This is a genomic window from Novosphingobium sp. APW14 (genome assembly GCF_032337075.1).
GTDB lineage: Bacteria > Pseudomonadota > Alphaproteobacteria > Sphingomonadales > Sphingomonadaceae > Novosphingobium.
Map to the genome: position 1 here is coordinate 415324 of NZ_JAVYAB010000001.1, position 18981 is coordinate 434304.

Here is an 18981-nt window from a genome sequence, read left to right on the forward strand (position 1 = left end):
GGGCTACGTCCTCACGATTGTCGTCAAGAAAGCTCAGGTGTCGTCATCCTCTTCGCCGTCCCACTCGCCGGTCAGGTCAACCGGGGTGACGGGTTGGATGGTCGAAACCGCATGCTTGTAGGCCAACTGCACATAGCCTTCGCGTTCCAGCAGCATGCAGAACAGATCATAAGCCGCAACGCGGCCCTGCAGCATCACGCCATTGACCAGGAACATGGTAACCTGGACTGCTTCCTTGCGCAGGCTGGAAAGGAACACATCCTGCAGCAGGCGCGTCTTCTTGCCCCCCTCCCCGGCGCTGCCGAACTGGTTCGCGTCGATCGGCTGGCTGGGCATGATGGTGGAAACAGCATGCTTGTATACCAGTTGCGACTGGCCATCACGGCGCAGCAGGATCGAAAAGTTATCGAACCAGGTGACAATGCCTTGCAGCTTCACGCCTTTCACCAGGAACATGGTGACCGGGATCTTGTTCTTGCGCAGCAGATTCAGAAACTGATCCTGAAGGTTCTGCCCCTTTACCGGGGTCTGAACGGGCGCGACCGGCGTTTCCGGTTCTGCCTTGGGCGGGCGCGGACGAGCGCTAAGCGTGCGAGAGGTCATTGCGGTCTCCTTCGTTCTTGGCGGCCACCTTGCTGGCGGTCCGCAGTCTGGCTGCCCGAGGGCAACCGGTAGTCACGGGCGGCAGACTATCCCGGCTTCGGTCATGCCGCAATGGACAATCCGCGCAGGCTTATTCAACAATTTCCTCTTCACATTCGTCTTCGCGGCGATCAACCATGCCCAGCAGTTTGAGCTTGCGGTGCAAAGCCGAGCGCTCCATCCCGATAAAGGCCGCCGTGCGCGAGATGTTCCCGGAGAAGCGCCGAATTTGCACGCGCAGGTATTCGCGCTCGAAATTCTCACGCGCTTCCCTGAGTGGAACACCCATCAATGCCGAAATGCCGCTGTCGCCATTCATCCGCCCACCGAGCAACTCAGCGGGTAGCATGTCCGCTTCGATCCGCTCAAGCTTTTCGCGTGGTGTCAGAATAATCGTCCGTTCAACCAGGTTGCGGAGCTGGCGCACGTTGCCCGGCCATTCGTAGCTTTGGAGAGCGGCCATTGCTTCACTGCTGACGCCGGGCGGTGACACCCCCTGATCAGCGGCGAACCGCGCGAAGAAGTGATCGACGAGGGTCGGAATATCGTCGCGACGCTCGGCCAGTGAAGGGATGGCAACGGGCACCACGTTCAATCGATAGAACAGATCTTCGCGGAACCGCTTTTCCGAAATCTCCCGCTCAAGATCGCGTGCGGTTGATGATACCACCCGCACATCAACGCGGATCTGCCGGTGGCCTCCAACCCTTACAAAGCTTTGCTCAGTCAAAACGCGCAGGATCCGCGCTTGGGTCGACAGCGGCATGTCGGCCACCTCATCAAGGTACAGCGTGCCACCATCTGCCAACTCAAGCAGGCCAGCTCGGATCAACTTGCCGCCCGACTCTTCGCCAAACAGTTCCTGCTCAAAACGCTCAGGCGTAATACGCGCTGAATTTACGGTTACAAAAGCGTGGTCTGAACGCGAACTCCACGAATGGAGCAGTCGCGCCGCGACTTCCTTGCCTGCACCGGCGGGCCCCGAGATGAGCAAGCGGCTGCCGGTGTTTGCAACGCGCTTTAGGGTTGCCCGAACCTGGTTAATTGCACTGGAATTGCCAGTAAACTCATCAGCCGTGACAAACCCTTCCCGCAGGCGTGCATTCTCACGACGGAGGCGCTCTGTCTCGGTCGCCCGGGCTACCAACAGCAACAGACGCTCAGCCTCGAACGGCTTTTCGATGAAATCCATCGCCCCGCGACCAATTGCCGAGACAGCGGTATCGATGTTCCCGTGACCCGAAAAGATGATGACCGGCAGCTCGGGTTCGCGGGTCTTGATCGCATCAAGCACTTCCAGCCCGTCCATCGGGCTGCCGTGAAGCCAGACGTCGAGCAAGACCAGGCTGGGCCGCCTCTGGTCGATCATGTCGAGCGCGGTTACGCTGTCACCCGCGGTGCGACATTCATAACCTTCATCAGCCAACACCCCGGCGACCAGGTCGCGAATGTCGCGTTCGTCGTCAACGATCAGAATATCGAGTGCCATTGCCTATCTTGTTCCTGCTCTCATTCTGCTGCTTCGCCAGTGCGCCCGCGGCCAAGCGGATCGCGCGCAAACCGCAAGGTCACCACGGTGCCCTGCCCTTCGGCATGTCCGAACGTCATATCCCCACCATGCTCTTCGACGATCTTTTTGACGATCGCGAGCCCAAGACCGGTGCCCTTTTCGCGGGTCGTCACATACGGCTCCATGATCCGCTCCCGATCCTGCGGCAGACCGATGCCGTTATCAGTGACTGTGGCCACCAGCTCCTCATCAACCATTGCCAATGCCAGGCTGACCCGGCCCCGATAATCGGCATCGGCAGTCTTCTGGAGAGCTTCGACAGCCTCCGTCGCGTTCTTCAGCACATTGGTCATAGCCTGCCCGAACTGGTGCCTGTCACAGGCGATAATCCCGATGCCGCGGCTCGCGGAAAAGGAGAAGTTGATCTCTGGTCGCGCCACTTCCTGCAGGAAGATGGCCTGGCGCGCGAGATCAACCGGATCTTCGCCGCGGAACACCGGTTTGGGCAAGCGGGCGAACGAGGAGAACTCGTCGACCATCTTCCGCAGGTCGCCCACCTGACGAATGATAGTGCTGGTCAATTCATCAAACAGTTCGACATCGGCCGTCACCAGCTTGCGGTAGCGCCGCTTAAGGCGCTCCGTCGCCAGCTGGATTGGGGTCAGCGGGTTCTTGATCTCGTGCGCAATTCGGCGTGCCACATCGGACCATGCTGCCTGACGCTGGTCCAACAACTGGCGGGTGATATCCTCGAAGGTTACCACAAATCCAGTTGGGTTCTCGCTCGCCTTAACAGCCAGAGTTAGAAGCTCAGAACCTTTGGCGAACTGCACAATTCCGCTGTGCTTGCCGTTTTCCAGCAGCTCGGCAATCGGGGGAACTAGCTGGCTCAGCGGCAGCCCGACCGGCGATTCTGCCCCCTGGGTAAGCAGCAGCTTCATCGCGGCCCCGTTAATCAATCGAACCTCACCACCAGTCGTGGTTGAGACGACACCTGCGGTGACCGAATCGAGCACCGCCTCGATGAAAGCACGGCGCTCATCCAGCTGCTGATTGGCGCCAACAAGTGCCTGCGTTTGGCGATCAAGCTGCTGGGTCATGCGGTTGAAGGCGCGGTTGAGCAGGCCGATCTCATCGGCTCCGGTCCGGCCATCAATCCGCATAGAGAAATTGCCTGCCCCAACCTCGCGCGCCGCGGCCACCAGATCATAAAGCGGTTTGACCTGCCTGTCGGCGAAGCGCAGTGCAAACCAGACCGACAGACCCACCAAAGCCAGCGATGCCACGAACAGCGCGATGATCGACTGCAGCTGCAGCACCCGCGTCCTTTTGGTCAGTTCCGCATAGTCACGCACAATGCTTTGTGCGCGTTGTCCCTGTGACAGGCTGAGCAAGTCAGACTTGCGGGCGGTGTAAAGATAGATCCCGGTGCGGCGATCGATTGGGGTCAGCGCCTCGATCTTGTCGGGCTTGGTATCGACGACAATGTCCGCGCCGCTATCCAGTTGCCGGACCACGCCTTCGGAGACCTGTTCGTTGAGCGGATTGTCACCGCGGGCAAAGGCGGCGCGGCTCAGCGATCCATCGGGGAGCTTTTGCAGGATCGTGGATTCATTGATGTTCCGGTTGGTGATCTGGAACTGGTAATAGCTGATAAACTCGGGGCTGACGGGGCTCTGCTTGCTCAGGAAATCGCGCAAGTCGGCCGCCATGGCCAGCGACGAATACTTCATGTCGTTTTCGGTCTGCTCATAGAACCCGAGCGCCAGCTTGTTCGAGTTTTCAAGCAGACCGCGTGATTTGTCAGAGAACCAGAACTCCACCGCCGATTGGAATAGGAACGAGGCGAAGATCGCAACCAGCAGCGTCGGGATCGCCGAAATCAGCGAAAACAGGAAGACCAGGCGAACGTGAAGCTGCCCCGTGCCGCCAGCCACTTCTCGCGCGCGCTGCAAGGCTAGGCGCCGTCCGAGCAGAACCAAGATTGCCAGGGCCGGGATCAGTGTTCCCACCAGCAGCGTCGCCGTCAAGTCGGTCGGAAGCAGGTCATCGGATTTCGACTGAGCGCTGATCACGAACCAGGTGATCCCGGTCATGACCAGGAACGCAACCACCGCGATAAATTCCATCAGGGCAAAGGCGTTCGCTCGACGGGCCGCAATCTGAAAACGCCGCCGCCAACGGGACCAGCCGCTATTGCGTGAAGAAGGGACGCGGGGCGTCATCGTTGCGCGGTTACAACACCACTGTTGCTAAAAAGCAAGGGCACCTTACCGGACAAGTTCAGCGGGCGCGATCCCCAGTTCTCCTAGGCGTTTGCGGAGTGTGTTGCGGTTTATCCCCAACACTTGTGCGGCGCGGAGCTGGTTGCCGTGTGTCTCGCGAAGCACGGTTTCAAACAGCGGACGCTCAAAAGCTGCAAGGGCCGCGTCATAAACCGTTCCTGCCAACGGCTTGTTCTGGCCGAGCCAGGCTTGAACAGCGTGATCCAGCCCCGCATCTTGCACCGGCCCATCCGATTGCGGGGCGGCGGCAAGCAGCGGCCCAAGCGTTCCGGGATCCACCACGTCCTCGCGCGCAAGCAGCGCCAGTCGATAGATGAAGTTACGCAGCTCCCTGACATTGCCACGCCAGGCTTGCTGCGCCAGCACTGCAGCCGCATCGTCTGACAATTGTCGACGCGGCAGCCCTTCCTGCGCTGCCAGCGCAAGGAAGTGCCTGGCGAGCGCCGGGATATCATCGGCCCGGTCGCGCAGCGGTGGCAGGGTAATGGGCACGACGTTCAATCGGTAGTAAAGATCTTCACGGAACGTTCCGGCGGCAATCATCGGTTGCAGATCGCGGTTGGTGGCCGCGACGATCCGGACATCAACCTTGATCTCGTCACGGCCGCCCACACGTCGCACCGAGCCAGACTGCAGCGCCCGCAGCAGCCGGGTCTGCGCCTGCATCGGCATGTCGCCAATTTCATCGAGAAACAGCGTGCCGCCATTTGCCTGCTCAAACTTGCCGACATGGCGGGCAACCGCACCGGTGAAGGCGCCCTTCTCATGCCCGAATAGTTCGCTTTCAATCAGCTCGCTCGGGATGGCCGCGGTGTTGACCGCAACAAAGGGGCCATCGCGCCGCTGGCCTAGCTGGTGGATGGCTTCAGCAACCAATTCCTTGCCGGTACCGCTTTCCCCCAGCACGAGTACGGTCAGATCATTGCGCAAGACCCGAGTAATCATCCGGTAGACCGCCTGCATCGCTGCGCTGCGGCCCACCAGCGGCAAGCCAGCGGGCGCACCTTCCCCTTCAATGTCGATCCGGTTGGCGCTGTTGCCCACGGCCTGGCGGACGGTACGGGCGAGCTCATCGATGTCGAACGGCTTGGGGAAGTATTCAAATGCCCCGGTGTCCGTAGCGCGCACCGCCGTATCAAGGGTGTTCTGGGCAGAGAGGATGATGATGGGCAAATCCGGATCGGCCGCACGGACCCGGTCAATCGTGGCAATCCCATCCCCGTCGGTCAGCATCACGTCGGTCACCAACGCGGCAAATCGGCGCTGTTCAAGCAGGCGATCCCGCTCGGCGATCGAATCGCAGCGAACAACCTCAAACCCCTCGGCCTCAAGCGCGGCAGTAATGACGATCGCGATGGAGGTGTCGTCCTCGACCAGCAGCACGCTCATGCCACGTCTTCCTTTGTCTTGTGATGGGCCAAGGCCTTGGGCGCGACTTGCAGGTGCACCCGGAAGTGCGTCAGCCCTGTCGCTTCCTCACGATCGTGGCTGATCCGGCCGTTCATATCACGCACCATCCGCCGCACGAGCGCCAAGCCCAATCCTTGGCCACTCTTCTTGGTTGTCACGAAGGGTTCAAACAGGTGATCGGCCATCGCCGGATCGACCCCGGGGCCATTGTCGCTGACCCGCAATTCAATCGGCAGACGGACTGGAGCGCCCTCGGGCGTTCGGTGGAGTTGCAGGCCGCTGGCGAAGCGCGTCCGAACCGCAATCCTTGGCGCGGATACGGTCGAGCAGGCTTCAGCCGCATTGGCGATCAGGTTGATCAGCACTTGGACCAGCGCATCGGCATTGGCCAGGACGGGCGGCAGCGACGGATCAAACTCCTCGATCACCACCGGCGCCTTGCCCCCGGCTTCAATAACGGCGCGCGCGCGCCGGACAGCCTCATGCAGGTTGCATGGCTCCACCTGCGGCGGCGTGCGGCGCGAAAGGGTTTGCATCTGGTCAATCAGCTTGGCGATCCGGTCCACCTCGTCCGCGATCAGGCCGGTCAGCGCGTGATCGCTGCCTTTGACCTTGCGGCCAAGCAGCTGCGCGGCACCGCGTATTCCCGCAAGCGGGTTCTTGATCTCGTGCGCCAGGATTTCGGGCGCGCGCAGCACAGTATCTTCGCTGCCCTCGCCGCGCAGCGCCTCGGCCCCCGCGCCATCCTGCAACGTCAGAACCTGCCACCCAGGCTGATCGATGACTGGTGCAGCAGTGATGTCGAGGCGGCGCGTGCCTTGCCCGGGAACCAGCACCGGCGTTGCCCTTGCTGAAATCTGCGCTTCACTCTCGGCCATGCGTTCTGCCAAGCGTGGCTCTTCGAACCGGATGACCTCGCCCAGATCGCGCTCAAGCAGACGGCGGGCGCTTTGTCCCAGAAGCTGCTCCGCCGCCGGATTGGCGGCGGCAATGCGCTGACCGGGCGCTAGCAGGACCACGGCCAGCGGCAAAGAGGCCAACTGACGCGCGGCATCCGCCATGATCAGGCCGCCAAGCGCGAGATAAAGGGAGCGTAGAATTCACGCAGGCTGCGGATCACCTCATCGGCATCGTCCACAAAGTTGATCCGGTTGCGGAATTCGGCAGAGCCATGCAGGCCCTTGGTATACCAGCTGAGATGCTTGCGGGCCATCTTCACACCGGTATCCCTACCATAATGGCTTAACATTGCATCGTAATGCTCTAAAACTACAGACAATTGCTCGTCGATCGATGGATCGGCAGCCTGCACACCATGGCGCAGCCAATGCATGATCTGCCCCAGCAACCACGGCTTGCCATAAGCGCCGCGCCCGATCATCACCCCATCCGCAGCAGACTGTTCAAGCGCCTGGGCCGCATCTTCAATCCCGCAGATATCGCCATTGACGATGACCGGGATCGAAACCGCTTCCTTGACCTGGCGGACAAAGCCCCAGTCAGCATCGCCCTTGTACATCTGGTTGCGGGTCCGGCCATGAACCGTGATCATCTTGGCCCCAAGGTCTTCGGCAATCTTCGCCAGTTCCGGGGCATTCAGGCTGTCATGGCACCAGCCCATCCGCATCTTGACCGTTACCGGGACCGAGACAGCCTTTACCGTCGCTTCAATCAGCTTGGCGGCAAGCGGCACATCACGCATCAGCGCCGATCCGGCATCGCCGTTAACCACCTTGCGCACCGGGCAACCCATGTTGATGTCAATAATCGCCGCGCCGCGATCTTCGACCAGCTTGGCCGCCTCACCCATCTGAACCGGATCACAGCCAACCAGCTGCATCGATACCGGCTCTTCGATCTGATCCCACATGGCCTTTTGCACCGAAACCCGCGTTTCGCGGATCGCGGCCGGGCTGGCGATCATCTCCGTAACGTTGAGGCCCGAGCCGTAGCGCCGAACCAGGCGGCGGAACGGCAGGTCGGTTACGCCGGTCATCGGCGCCAGAATAACCGGGCAATCGATGCGCTGCGGCCCAACCTGGATCGGGTTTAGAGAGGGAGGAACCGGGAGGGTCATTGCACTCTGCCTAAAATTTGGGCAGCACATAGGGAATTGCCGGAAACACGGCAAGTCTTTACCGGCGCCCAGGCAATGAGCAATTCAGCCCCCCTCATCCCAAGCATCGCTGCCGTCATCGTCGCGGCCGGGCAAGGGTTGCGCGCGGGACAGCCCCTGCCCAAGCAGTTCGCCAGGTGGCGCGGCAAGCCTGTAGTTCGCCATTCGGCTGAAGCGCTGGCGGCAGCAGGAGTAACTCCGATCGTCGTCGCCATTCCTGATGGCACCGATAGGCTTGCCGCGGAATGCCTCGCCGGCATTCCGGGGATCGTGCTGGTGACCGGTGGAACGACGCGGCGGGATTCGGTACGCCTCGGGCTTGCTGCACTCGAAGCGGGCGCTCCAGACCTTGTCCTGGTTCATGATGCCGCGCGGCCGATCCTTCCTCGGGCTGTGTTCGATCGTTTGGTTGATGCGCTGGCGAACCATCCCGGCGCCATTCCGGTCTTGCCGGTAGTCGATAGCCTGACCGAAGCTGAGGGTGGCCTGATGGCGCAGCCTGCCCGCCGCGAACTGCTGCGGCGCGTACAGACTCCGCAGGCTTTCCGATACCGCGATATCTGGGCTGCGCACCGGAACTGGAACGGATCGGATGAACCCGGCGACGACGCCCAGGTCGCTCGTGCCGCGGGACTGGCCGTTGCCCTGGTCGAAGGAGACGAACGCTTGCATAAGCTGACTTTCGCCAGCGATTTTGAAGCCACGCTTCCTCCGCTGCGTGTTGGAACGGGTTACGATGTCCATCGGCTCAGTCCCGGCGAGGAACTGTGGCTTTGCGGGGTGAAAATCGATCACAGCCACGGACTGGCCGGGCACAGCGATGCCGATGTGGCGATCCACGCGCTGGTTGATGCAATCCTTGGCGCAATTGGCCAAGGAGACATTGGTAGCCATTTCCCGCCCAGCGACCCCCAGTGGAAAGGGGCCTCATCAGACCGCTTTCTGGCTCATGCGGCAACCTTGGCCGCTGCGTCGGGTTATCGCATCGGTAACATCGACCTGACGATTGTATGTGAGGCCCCCAAGATCGGCCCGCACCGCGAGGCCATGCGCTTACGCCTAGCAGAAATCCTCGCTACCGATCTGGGTGCGATCAGCGTAAAGGCAACAACCACCGAACGGCTGGGCTTTACCGGCCGGTCTGAGGGGATCGCCGCACAGGCGGTAGCCACGCTGCTGCGCGACTGATGGAGATGCTTAAGATGCCCGCCGCAAATCGGACTATCGCCTTGGCAATTGCATTGGCCCTGCCCGCGCCAGCCATGGCCGCCGCGGCGGAGCAGCCGTGCCTCACAGCGCAGGAGTTTGCGGCCGTATCCACCTTTGCCCTGCCCGGGGTAATCCGCGGCGCCGCCCAACGCTGCACGCCCGTCCTACCCAGCGATGCATTCCTGCGCAGCCAGTCCGAAACCCTGGCAAAGCGCTATGCCGCCGGGCGCGATCGGGCCTGGCCACTTGCCAAGGCAGCCTTCTTCAAGCTTGGCGGCGGGATGGACCCGCAGGCTATTGGCCTGCTCAAGAACATGCCGGATGAGAGCCTGAAGCCGTTTGTTGAGGGGGCGGTAACATCGATGGTCGGGCAGCAATTGCCAACTGAACGCTGCTCGGCGGTAGACCGCTTGGTGATGCTGCTTTCCCCGCTCCCGGCCGAAAGCACAGCAGAAGTGATTGGCCTTGCTGCTGGACTTGGCGCCCGGGCCGGCCAGGCGCGTCTGGGTAAGTTGGCGATCTGCAAGGCTTAATGATGGACCACCTGCTCCCCGAAGATCTGGCCGAACTCGCCGCGCGCGTGATCGCAGGCAATATCGCTGCCGGCCGTACCGTGGCATTGGCTGAAAGCTGCACCGGCGGCCTGGTTGCCGCAGCCCTGACCGAGATCGCTGGCTCTTCAGCGGTGCTTGATCGCGGCTTCGTGACCTACTCCAATGAGGCCAAGCAGGAACTGCTCGGCGTCAATCCCGACATCATCGACACGTTTGGCGCGGTATCCATCGCCTGTGCCTGGGCCATGGCCCAGGGCGCGCTGAAGCGCAGCGGAGCCGACGTGGCTGTCGCGATCAGCGGGATCGCCGGACCGGATGGCGGTTCCCCGCAAAAGCCAGTTGGCACCGTGGTCTTTGCCCGCGCGATCCGCGGTCAGGATGAGGAAGAGTCGCTGGCCGAAGAGCGAATGCTGGATGGTTCAAGCCGTTCAACAGTTCGTCATCAGGCGGCACTGGTCGCGCTGGAGTTGTTGCTGCCATAAAGGGCCTCGGCCCGCGTTTCGAACGCGCCGACCATCTTGCGAAAGGCCCGGTCGAAATATTGTCCGGCCAACCGTTCGAACATGGCGTTACGAAAGGTGAAGCTGACCATAAATTCGATCTCGCAGCCACCGCCTTCCAGCGGTCGAAACTGCCAGACATTATCAAGATCGCGCATCGGCCCGTCGACGTAGATCACTTCGATCCGCTCGGGCCGCTGCTTCAACACCCGTGACGTGAACTTCTCACGCAGCGCGTTGAAGCCCACCAGCATGTCGGCAATCATCTCGGTCTCGCTGTCCGAACGCACGCGCGTGGCAACCACCCAGGGCAGAAACTCCCCATAGCGGGCAACGTCGGCCACCAGATCGTACATCTGTTCGGCCGACCATGGCAGCCGGCGGACTTCGCGGATGCCCGGCATCAGCCGCGCGCTGCGGCCTTGGCCAGCTGCGCCTCGCGCGCGGCGCGCATCGCCTTAAAATCATCGCCGGCGTGATAGCTGGAACGGGTCAGCGGGCTGGCGGCGACCTGCAGGAAGCCCTTGGCGCGGGCAATCGCGCCATAGGCATCAAAGGCCTGCGGGGTAACAAAGTCGATCACCTTGGCATGCTTGGGCGTGGGCTGAAGGTACTGGCCCATCGTCAGGAAATCGATCCCGGCACTGCGCATGTCGTCCATCACCTGGTGGACTTCAAGCCGCTCTTCCCCCAGCCCCAGCATGATCCCGCTCTTGGTGAAGATCAGCGGATTGTGGCGTTTCACTTCCTCCAGCAACCGCAACGATGCGTAATAACGCGCACCCGGGCGGATCGTCGGGTAAAGCCGCGGCACGGTTTCAAGGTTATGATTGTAGACGTCTGGCCCGGCGGCGACGATCGCCTCCACCGCAGCTTGCATCTTGCCCCGAAAGTCGGGCGTGAGGATCTCGATCGTGGTGGCTGGCGTGTTGCGGCGCAGGGCTTCGATCACCTTGACGAACTGCCCCGCGCCGCCATCCGGCAGGTCATCCCGGTCAACCGAGGTAATGACGATATGCTCGAGCCCCATCTTGGCAGCGGCCGTGGCAACGTGTTCGGGCTCCAGCGGATCAACCGCGCGCGGCATGCCGGTCTTGACGTTGCAGAAAGCGCAGGCCCGGGTGCAGACATCGCCCAGGATCATCACCGTTGCGTGCTTCTTGGTCCAGCACTCCCCGATATTGGGGCAAGCGGCTTCCTCGCAAACCGTATTGAGGTTGAGATCGCGCATCAGTTGGCGGGTCTCGCCGTAACCACGGCTGGTAGGCGCCTTGACCCGGATCCAATCCGGTTTGCGCTGACGTTCGGGCTTGGGAGGGTTCGCCAGGTCGTTCATGTCCCGCCCTCTAGTCTCCTTGCCTCCGCTTGCCAATGGCGCTAGCGCCCTGCGCTGATGGAAGTTGCCGCATTTGCCCCGTTCGCCTCGCCGGTGATCCTGTTTTTCCTGCTTGGCTTACTGGCGTCCGCGCTGCGTTCAGATCTGGCCATTCCCGAAGCCATTGCCAAGGGTATGTCGCTCTATCTGATGGCGGCGATTGGCCTGAAAGGCGGCGTGGCCGTTGCGAAGTCGGGCGTGAATGCAGAGGTGGCCTCGGCGCTCTTGGCCGGGCTGGCGCTAAGCTTTGCCATCCCGATCTTGGCCTATGCCGCCCTCCGCAGTTTCGGTCGGCTCGACCAGATCAATGCGGGTGCCGTTGCTGCGCACTATGGCTCGGTCAGTGTGGTGACTTTCGTCACTGCAAACGAACTGCTTGGTGCAAGCGGTTTAGTTGTCGCCGGTTTCATGGTGGCGGTTCTGGCGGTGATGGAAACACCGGCAATCCTGTCAGGGCTGATGCTGGCCCGGCGCGGAACGACCAGTGATGGTCAATCCAAGGGTGAACTTCTGCGCGAGGTCTTCCTGAACGCTTCGGTGGTACTCCTTTTGGGCAGCTTTGCCATCGGTCTGATAGCTGGACCAAAGGGCTATGCCGAAGTGCAGCCCTTGTTTGAAAGCGGTTTCAAGGGCGTGCTCTGCCTGTTCCTGCTGGATATGGGCCTGATTGCTGCGCGGCGCTTGATCGATGCCCGCGCGCTTAACCTACGGCTGGCCATGCTTGCGATTGCCTTCCCCGTTGTGAACGGGACGTTGGGTGTGGTGGTCGGGAACCTGATTGACCTTGATACGGCTACTGCCGCGGCAATGGGCGTGCTGTGTGCCAGTGCCAGTTACATCGCTGTGCCGGCCGCGATGCGACTGGCGTTGCCGCAGGCCGACCCGGGGATTTACTTGACCATGTCCTTGTCGATCACTTTTCCCTTCAACATCCTGATCGGGATCAGCCTGTTTGGCGAAATGTCGCGCTGGCTCGGCGCAAGCTAAGGTAAGCCATGATCGAAACCGTTATCCGCAAACGTATCGAGGTCCTGGTCGATAGCCCATTGGTCCGCCGGGTGACCGAGGCCATCGACAAGGCCGGGATCACCGGCTGGTCTGTGCTGCCAGTCACCTCGGGCAGCGGCCGCGACGGTCGTTGGCGCGAAGAACGGGTAATGGGCACTGACAAATCGCTCGTCCTGGCCATATCCTCAGCGGAAAAGGCCGAAACCTTGGTCGAAGCGTTGACACCTATGCTTTCAAGCCACGGCCTGCTGCTGACGATGTGGGATGTCGAAGTAATCCGCGGGGAGCGTTTCTGATGCCAGAGTTTGCCGCCCTTTTGAACGGCTACCACCGCTTCCGCCTGGGGGCTTATCGGGACCAGAAGGAGCGGTATGATCGTCTGGCCCAAGAAGGTCAGTCGCCCAAGCTGCTTGTAATTGCCTGTTCCGATAGCCGCGTGGACCCGGCACAGGTGTTCGATGTTGACCCTGGCGAGATCTTCGTCGTGCGCAATGTTGCAGCGCTGGTTCCACCGTTTGAAACGGCACCCGGTCTCCATGGCGTTTCCGCAGCGCTCGAATTTGCCGTGCAGAAGCTGCAGGTGAAACAGATCGTGGTGATGGGGCACGGCATGTGCGGTGGCTGCAAGGCCGCGCTCAGCAAGGAACTGCACGGAGCCCCGCGCGGCGAAGGCGGCTTCGTGGCAGACTGGATCGGGCTACTGGACGATGCACGCCAGATGGTTGCGCTTCACCACGGCACAGAAGGGCCGGAAGCCGAACGCGCCATGGAAATGGCCGGGGTGAAGGTTAGCCTATCCAACCTGCGGACCTTCCCCCAGATTCTGGCCAAGGAACGCCAAGGCACCCTGAAGCTGCGGGGCGTATTCTTTGCAATCAGCGACGGCGTGTTGCACGTGCTTGACGAAGCTACCGACGAGTTCTCACCCGCCTGACACCCACAGAAAAGGGCGGCAGTTTCCCGCCGCCCCTTTCCTATATTGCGATAGTATCGATCAGGCGGCGGGGATCGTCTTGCCCTTCGCGATCAGAGTCCACAGCTGAGCAATGCCCTTGCGCGGACCATCAACCTTGGCAAGTGCCGCTTCGGCTTCAGCCATCTTACCCTGCTTGATCAGCGCAATGCCAAGGCGCAGATTGGCGCCGGCCAGATCGACACCGGGCTTACCCAGCGCGATCTGGTACAATTCGGCAGCCTTCGCATCCTGATCATAGCTGAGCAGTGTATCAGCACCGATCAGCACGGTCTTCACGGTGGCAGCAGAAGCACGAGCATCGCGTTCCAGGCCAGCCAGCGAGGCCTTGTCCGCAGCAAGGCGGCGGTTGGCTTCCGCCAGAGCATCACGCACGAACGGGTCAGTCGCCTGCAGTGCCGTTGCCTTGATCCCCTGGTTGGCGACCTTGATGACTTCACCCGGATAAAGCACGCCAACCTTGCCAACAGCAGACTGCATATATTCAATGTATTCGCGCTGCACCGACTGGCTGCTGGTGTTCAGGGCACCGGCCTTGTCCAACGCGCGCGAGATATCGAGCGAATCTGCAGGGCCAAAGTTGCCACGCTCACGCAGAATCTGGCCGGCAGCGACCCAGCCAAGCTGGGTGGGATAGAATTCGGCGCGACGGATGGCCCATTCCGCGGCATCGGGGCTCTTGCTCTGGTACGAAATCAGCACTGCGCGTTCGAGCACGTCCGCAGCAGGCACCTGGCCGGCGGCGACCGAAGTCTCGACAAGGTCCTTGATCGTGGCCAGTGCATCGGCCGGGCGTCCGGCAGAGTTCTGCGCCTCGGCCAGCAGGCCCTTCACGTCATTGCCGTTGTAGCCAGCGGCGATCGCGGCCTTGAGTGAGGCTTCGGCAGCGGCAAAGTCCTTCATGTCAAAGGCAAAGCCGGCAGCGTAATAATTGTACTTGCCCACTTCCGTGGCCGGAACATTGCCGCTTTCGATCATCGAGACCAGGCCGCGGCGCTGCATCGCCTTGTCAACCGCCAGGCCTCCGTAAGTGAAAGTCAGCTGTCCGGCGAAGAACTTGTCTGCGTCATTGCCGGTCTTGGTGAACAGCTCATCCACCTTGGCCTTTTCGGCGGTCAGCAGTCCGCCAAGGGCCGCGACGGAGGCATCGTATTGACCGCGGGCCGCATCCTGCGCCGCCCGGCCACGAGCCGAGCGATAGGCGCGCTCGGTTTCAGAGACCTTCGCCTTGGCAGCGATAACATCGGGGCGCTTGGCTGCCGCATCGAGCATCGTCTTGAGTTCGGTGTAGGCCGGGATGAAAGCCTTGGTCGGCTGTAGAGCCTTGGCCGCAGCCTTCTTGTCATCCTTCTTCTGGGCCTGAGCCGGGGTGGCGACCACGCCAACGGCGGCGAACGAAACCAATGCCATCGCAAGGGCATAGGCCGGGCGGGTCAAATAGTGGGTGCCACGCATCGTTTACTTCACTCCTCGTACCGCCCGAGCATAATCTCGGACGCAACTTCCATCGTGCCTGCTACTGGCGTCAAAAGGCCAGCTTGGCAACTGTTGCAGCCACCTAACAGCCGGGCAGTGAACGCGCGTTGAATGCAACTGGTAGTGTTCATTCCGTCGAGCAGCCATGAGTGTGGAAAAATTGCGAAGGCGGGGCGGATGCGGTGGTCTTTCTGGCGGCTATGGCCTAGTCGGCTCAGTACGACTTTCCCGCCAACAATCGGCCGATATTCCGCGTGAGCGACAACCAAGACATTCCCGAATTCGAAGGCACCGAACCCACTGGTCCGGAGGGCGAATTTCAGCGCGTCGACATCGTCGATGAGATGAAGACCAGCTATCTCGATTACGCGATGAGCGTGATCGTGAGCCGCGCCCTTCCCGACGTGCGTGACGGCCTTAAGCCGGTTCACCGCCGCATTCTGTTTGCCAGCCAGGAAGGCGGCTTTGTCGCCGGTCGGCCCTATCGCAAAAGTGCCAAGATCGTTGGTGACGTGATGGGTAACTATCACCCGCACGGCGACAGCGCGATCTACGATGCCCTGGCGCGCATGACCCAGGACTGGTCGATGCGCCTGCCGCTGATCGATGGCCAGGGCAACTTCGGCTCTATGGACCCCGATCCGCCGGCTTCGATGCGCTATACTGAAGCGCGCCTGGCCAAGGTCGCCAATTCGCTGCTGGATGATCTTGACAAGGATACCGTCGATTTCGCCGACAACTATGACGGTTCGCGCCAAGAGCCGACCGTCCTGCCAGCCCGTTTCCCCAACCTGCTGGTCAATGGTGCCGGCGGGATCGCGGTGGGCATGGCCACCAATATTCCGCCGCATAACCTGGGTGAAGTGATCGATGGCTGCCTAGCCTATATCGAAAACCCGGCGATTACCTCGGAAGAGCTGATCCAGATTATTCCGGGGCCGGACTTCCCCACTGCCCCGCTGATCCTTGGCACGGCCGGCGCGCGCTCCGCCTATCTGACCGGGCGTGGTTCGGTGATCATGCGCGCGCGGCATGAGGTTGAAGAAGGCCGCGGTGATCGTCGCTCGATCGTGCTGACCTCGATTCCCTACCAGGTCGGCAAGAACGGTTTGGTCGAAAAGATTGCCGAAGCCGCCAAGGACAAGCGGATCGAAGGCATCTCTGACATCCGTGACGAATCGAGCCGTCTGGGCGTGCGCGTGGTGATCGATCTGAAGCGCGATGCCACCCCCGAGGTTGTTCTGAACCAGCTTTGGCGCAACACCCCGGCACAAAGCTCGTTCCCGGCAAACATGCTGGCAATCCGCGGCGGCCGGCCCGAAGTGCTGACGCTGCGCGATATCATCAGCAGCTTCATTACCTTCCGCGAGGAAGTGATCACCCGCCGCACCAAGTTCGAACTGAACAAAGCACGTGACCGGGCCCACATCCTGCTTGGTCTGGTGGTTGCCGTTACCAATCTTGATGAAGTGGTGCGGATCATTCGTGGGTCGCCCAATCCGGCATCGGCGCGCGAAGCATTGCTGACGCGCGAATGGCCGATTGGCGATATCGCCCCCTACATCAAGCTGGTCGAGGCGATTGAGCCGAGCGCCGAACAGGAAGGCGGCACCTATCGCCTGTCCGAAGTTCAGGTGAAGGCAATCCTTGACCTGCGGCTGCATCGCCTGACTGCGCTGGGCCGGGACGAGATCGGTGACGAGCTTAAGGAACTGGCCCTGGCGATCGAGGAATATCTCTCGATCCTGGCGGACCGGGTGAAGCTCTATGGCGTGATGAAGGACGAACTGGTCCTGATCCGCGAGGCTTATGCCACGCCGCGCGTGTCCGAGATTACCGCCGCTGCCGACGGAATCGACGATGAAGACCTGATCGAGCGCGATGAAATGGTCGTGACAGTGACCATGGATGGCTACATCAAGCGTACTCCGCTCTCGACCTTCCGTGCGCAGAACCGGGGCGGCAAGGGCCGCGCTGGCATGGCGACCAAGGACGAGGACGTCGTCACCAACATGTTCGTGACCAGCACCCATAATCCGGTGTTGTTCTTCTCCACCGCAGGAAAGGTCTATCGCCTCAAGGTATGGCGCCTGCCCGAGGGTGGACCGGCGACCAAGGGCCGCCCAATCGTCAACCTGCTGCCGGCGCTCGACAAGGATGAAACGATCCAGACCGTGCTGCCGCTGCCCGAGGACGAGGCAGAATGGGGCAAGCTCTCGGTGGTCTTCGCCACGGCCAAGGGTAACGTCCGCCGCAACGCGATGGATGCCTTTGCCAATATTCCCTCGAACGGCAAGTTTGCGATGCGGTTTGAGGAAGGCTCGGAAGATCGCCTGATCGGCGTGGCCTTGCTCGAAGCCAGCGACGACGTGCTGCTCGCAACCCGCCAGGGCAAGGCCATTCGGTTTGCCGGTGACGAAGTGCGCGAGTTCACGAGCCGCACCTCGACCGGCGTGCGCGGCATGCTGCTGAAGGGTGACGACGAGGTGATCAGCCTCTCGATCCTCCACCGCGTTGGCACGGCCAGCGAAGAGCGCGAAGAATACGTCAAGTTCGCGCCGTGGAAGGGTGAGAAGGAAGGCGAACCTGCGATGTCGTCAGATCGCTATGCCGAATTGCAGGCGCGCGAACAGTTCATCCTGACCGTCTGTGCCAATGGTTATGGCAAGCTCAGCTCGGCCTACGAATATCGGCGGACTGGCCGTGGCGGCCAAGGGATCACCAATATCGACAACATCGCCCGCAACGGGCCGGTAGTTGCCAGCTTCCCGGCAAGCCAGGCCGACCAGCTGATGATGGTGACCGATCAGGCCAAGCTGATCCGCCTGCCGCTTGATAGTCTGCGCGTGATCGGGCGTGGGTCAGCCGGGGTACGGCTGTTCAACGTGGCCGACCAGGAGCACGTCGTTTCGGCAGTGCGCCTGGCGGATGATGGCAGCGATGACGGCGAAGGTGCGGAAGCTGCCGATGCCGCTGCCGAACCCGAAGCGCCGGACGGCGGCACTGTGCACTGATGGGCGTGCAGGTCGATCCCTCTGGCGGGGCGTGCGGAGCACGCATCACCGGGATCGACCTGAAGGCTCCGCTCGATAGCGCAACGGTTGCAGCGATCCGGTCGGCCTGGCTGGAACATCACGTCCTGTCCTTTCCCGACCAGTTCCTGAACGATGACGAACTGGAGCGCTTTACGCTGTCGTTCGGCCAGTTCGGAGAGGATCCGTTCTTTGCACCGATCGCCGGGCGCCAGCACATCGCCGCGATTCGCCGCGAGGCGCATGAGCAAACCCCGCTGTTTGCCGAGAACTGGCACGCGGACTGGTCTTTTCAGGCCCGTCCGCCTTCGGGCACCTGCCTGAATGCGATGGAAGTCCCGCCCGTTGGCGGGGATACTCTCTTCGCGAACCAGCACCTTGCGTGGGAGGCCCTCTCCCCTGCCCAGCAAGCCCGCTATGCCGATCTGATTGCCATCCATTCTGCCAAGCTGCCCTATGCGCCCGATGGAACCTATGGCGCGAAGGACAAGGGGCGCAGCATGGACATCCGGCCAAGCGAGGCTGCGTTTGCCACCCAGACCCATCCGCTGGTCCCGGTCCATCCCGAAACCGGGCGACGCGGCTTCTATTCGACGCTGGGCTACATCATCGGCATCGAGGGCATGGCGCAGGATCAAGCCATCGCCCTGCTGATGGAATTGCAGGCCTGGCAAGGCGATGATCGGTTTGTCTTCGCACAGAAGTGGGAACCGGGGATGCTGGTGATGTGGGATAACCGTTCGGTCCTCCACAAGGCGACCGGCGGCTATGAAGGGTATCGCCGCGAACTGCATCGCACCACGATCGCGGCCTGGGACGGTTAGCGCCCGCCGCTTCACAACCTGCAATGTCCGCGCCACAAGCAGACCGTCCGACTCGCCCCCCGGCCGC

Annotated in this window: 17 protein-coding genes; 8 read left to right on the top strand and 9 right to left on the bottom strand. The window is 61.7% G+C overall.

Annotated elements, in window-relative coordinates; translation table 11 throughout:
* Positions 1-33: 33 nt before the first annotated feature.
* The 6 genes from hfq to dusB form a co-directional block, all read right to left on the bottom strand.
* Positions 34-603, bottom strand: a complete 570-nt coding sequence (gene hfq, locus RQP55_RS02120; RefSeq protein ID WP_315608522.1) for an RNA chaperone Hfq — start codon at positions 601-603, stop codon at positions 34-36.
* Positions 604-733: 130 nt separating this feature from the next.
* Positions 734-2131 carry a sigma-54 dependent transcriptional regulator gene (locus tag RQP55_RS02125; RefSeq protein ID WP_315608523.1) on the bottom strand — a complete coding sequence of 466 codons (1398 nt, stop codon included), beginning with the start codon at positions 2129-2131 and terminating at the stop codon, positions 734-736.
* 20 nt (positions 2132-2151) lie between these two features.
* Positions 2152-4281 carry an ATP-binding protein gene (locus RQP55_RS02130; RefSeq protein ID WP_315608524.1) on the bottom strand — a complete coding sequence of 710 codons (2130 nt, stop codon included), beginning with the start codon at positions 4279-4281 and terminating at the stop codon, positions 2152-2154.
* 141 nt (positions 4282-4422) lie between these two features.
* Positions 4423-5826 (bottom strand): sigma-54 dependent transcriptional regulator, encoded by a 1404-nt coding sequence (locus RQP55_RS02135; protein ID WP_315608525.1) that lies wholly within the window; start codon positions 5824-5826, stop codon positions 4423-4425.
* The gene (locus RQP55_RS02140) at positions 5823-6908 is read right to left on the bottom strand and encodes a two-component system sensor histidine kinase NtrB (RefSeq protein ID WP_315608526.1); all 1086 of its coding nucleotides are present in this window, start codon (positions 6906-6908) and stop codon (positions 5823-5825) included. Before RQP55_RS02140 ends, RQP55_RS02135 begins: the two co-directional genes overlap by 4 nt.
* Before the next feature lie 2 nt (positions 6909-6910).
* Positions 6911-7924: a tRNA dihydrouridine synthase DusB gene (gene dusB / locus RQP55_RS02145; protein ID WP_315608527.1), complete on the bottom strand. Its 1014-nt coding sequence runs from the start codon at positions 7922-7924 to the stop codon at positions 6911-6913.
* Positions 7925-7999: 75 nt separating this feature from the next.
* On the opposite strand from dusB, the gene RQP55_RS02150 reads away from it, so the two are divergent.
* Genes RQP55_RS02150 through RQP55_RS02160 form a run of 3 tightly spaced genes read left to right on the top strand, consistent with a single transcriptional unit; the run spans position 8000 to position 10208 of the window.
* A complete protein-coding gene (locus tag RQP55_RS02150; RefSeq protein ID WP_315608528.1) occupies positions 8000-9151 on the top strand; it encodes a bifunctional 2-C-methyl-D-erythritol 4-phosphate cytidylyltransferase/2-C-methyl-D-erythritol 2,4-cyclodiphosphate synthase in 1152 nt (383 codons plus the stop codon).
* A gap of 14 nt (positions 9152-9165) precedes the next feature.
* Positions 9166-9705, top strand: a complete 540-nt coding sequence (locus RQP55_RS02155) for a hypothetical protein (RefSeq protein WP_315608529.1) — start codon at positions 9166-9168, stop codon at positions 9703-9705.
* Between the two features lie 2 nt (positions 9706-9707).
* Complete coding sequence (locus RQP55_RS02160; RefSeq protein ID WP_410000249.1) at positions 9708-10208, top strand: CinA family protein; 501 nt, start codon at positions 9708-9710, stop codon at positions 10206-10208.
* Here RQP55_RS02160 and RQP55_RS02165 read toward each other — a convergent pair.
* On the bottom strand, positions 10169-10630 hold the full coding sequence (locus tag RQP55_RS02165; RefSeq protein ID WP_315608531.1) for a type II toxin-antitoxin system RatA family toxin: 462 nt from the start codon (positions 10628-10630) through the stop codon (positions 10169-10171). The genes RQP55_RS02160 and RQP55_RS02165 overlap by 40 nt on opposite strands.
* Positions 10630-11562, bottom strand: coding sequence for a lipoyl synthase (lipA, locus tag RQP55_RS02170; RefSeq protein ID WP_315608532.1), 933 nt, complete (start codon positions 11560-11562; stop codon positions 10630-10632). Before lipA ends, RQP55_RS02165 begins: the two co-directional genes overlap by 1 nt.
* A 57-nt stretch (positions 11563-11619) precedes the next feature.
* Between lipA and RQP55_RS02175 the strand changes: the two genes are divergently transcribed.
* From RQP55_RS02175 to RQP55_RS02185, 3 genes are read left to right on the top strand one after another with little or no spacing between them, the layout of a single operon-like run.
* Positions 11620-12588, top strand: coding sequence for a sodium-dependent bicarbonate transport family permease (locus RQP55_RS02175; protein ID WP_315608533.1), 969 nt, complete (start codon positions 11620-11622; stop codon positions 12586-12588).
* An 8-nt stretch (positions 12589-12596) separates the two neighbouring features.
* Positions 12597-12905 (top strand): DUF190 domain-containing protein, encoded by a 309-nt coding sequence (locus RQP55_RS02180; protein ID WP_315608534.1) that lies wholly within the window; start codon positions 12597-12599, stop codon positions 12903-12905.
* Positions 12905-13543, top strand: coding sequence for a carbonic anhydrase (locus tag RQP55_RS02185; protein ID WP_315608535.1), 639 nt, complete (start codon positions 12905-12907; stop codon positions 13541-13543). The genes RQP55_RS02180 and RQP55_RS02185 overlap by 1 nt, the downstream gene beginning before the upstream one ends.
* Before the next feature lie 60 nt (positions 13544-13603).
* On the opposite strand, the gene RQP55_RS02190 is transcribed toward RQP55_RS02185, so the two are convergent.
* The gene (locus tag RQP55_RS02190) at positions 13604-15037 is read right to left on the bottom strand and encodes a hypothetical protein (RefSeq protein WP_315608536.1); all 1434 of its coding nucleotides are present in this window, start codon (positions 15035-15037) and stop codon (positions 13604-13606) included.
* 365 nt (positions 15038-15402) lie between these two features.
* Here RQP55_RS02190 and gyrA point away from each other — a divergent pair, with 365 nt between their 5' ends.
* Together gyrA and RQP55_RS02200 are read left to right on the top strand one after the other, a co-directional pair.
* A complete protein-coding gene (gene gyrA / locus RQP55_RS02195) occupies positions 15403-18072 on the top strand; it encodes a DNA gyrase subunit A (protein WP_410000254.1) in 2670 nt (889 codons plus the stop codon).
* The gene (locus RQP55_RS02200) at positions 18072-18914 is read left to right on the top strand and encodes a TauD/TfdA family dioxygenase (RefSeq protein ID WP_315608537.1); all 843 of its coding nucleotides are present in this window, start codon (positions 18072-18074) and stop codon (positions 18912-18914) included. The genes gyrA and RQP55_RS02200 overlap by 1 nt, the downstream gene beginning before the upstream one ends.
* The last annotated feature ends 67 nt before the right edge of the window (positions 18915-18981 follow it).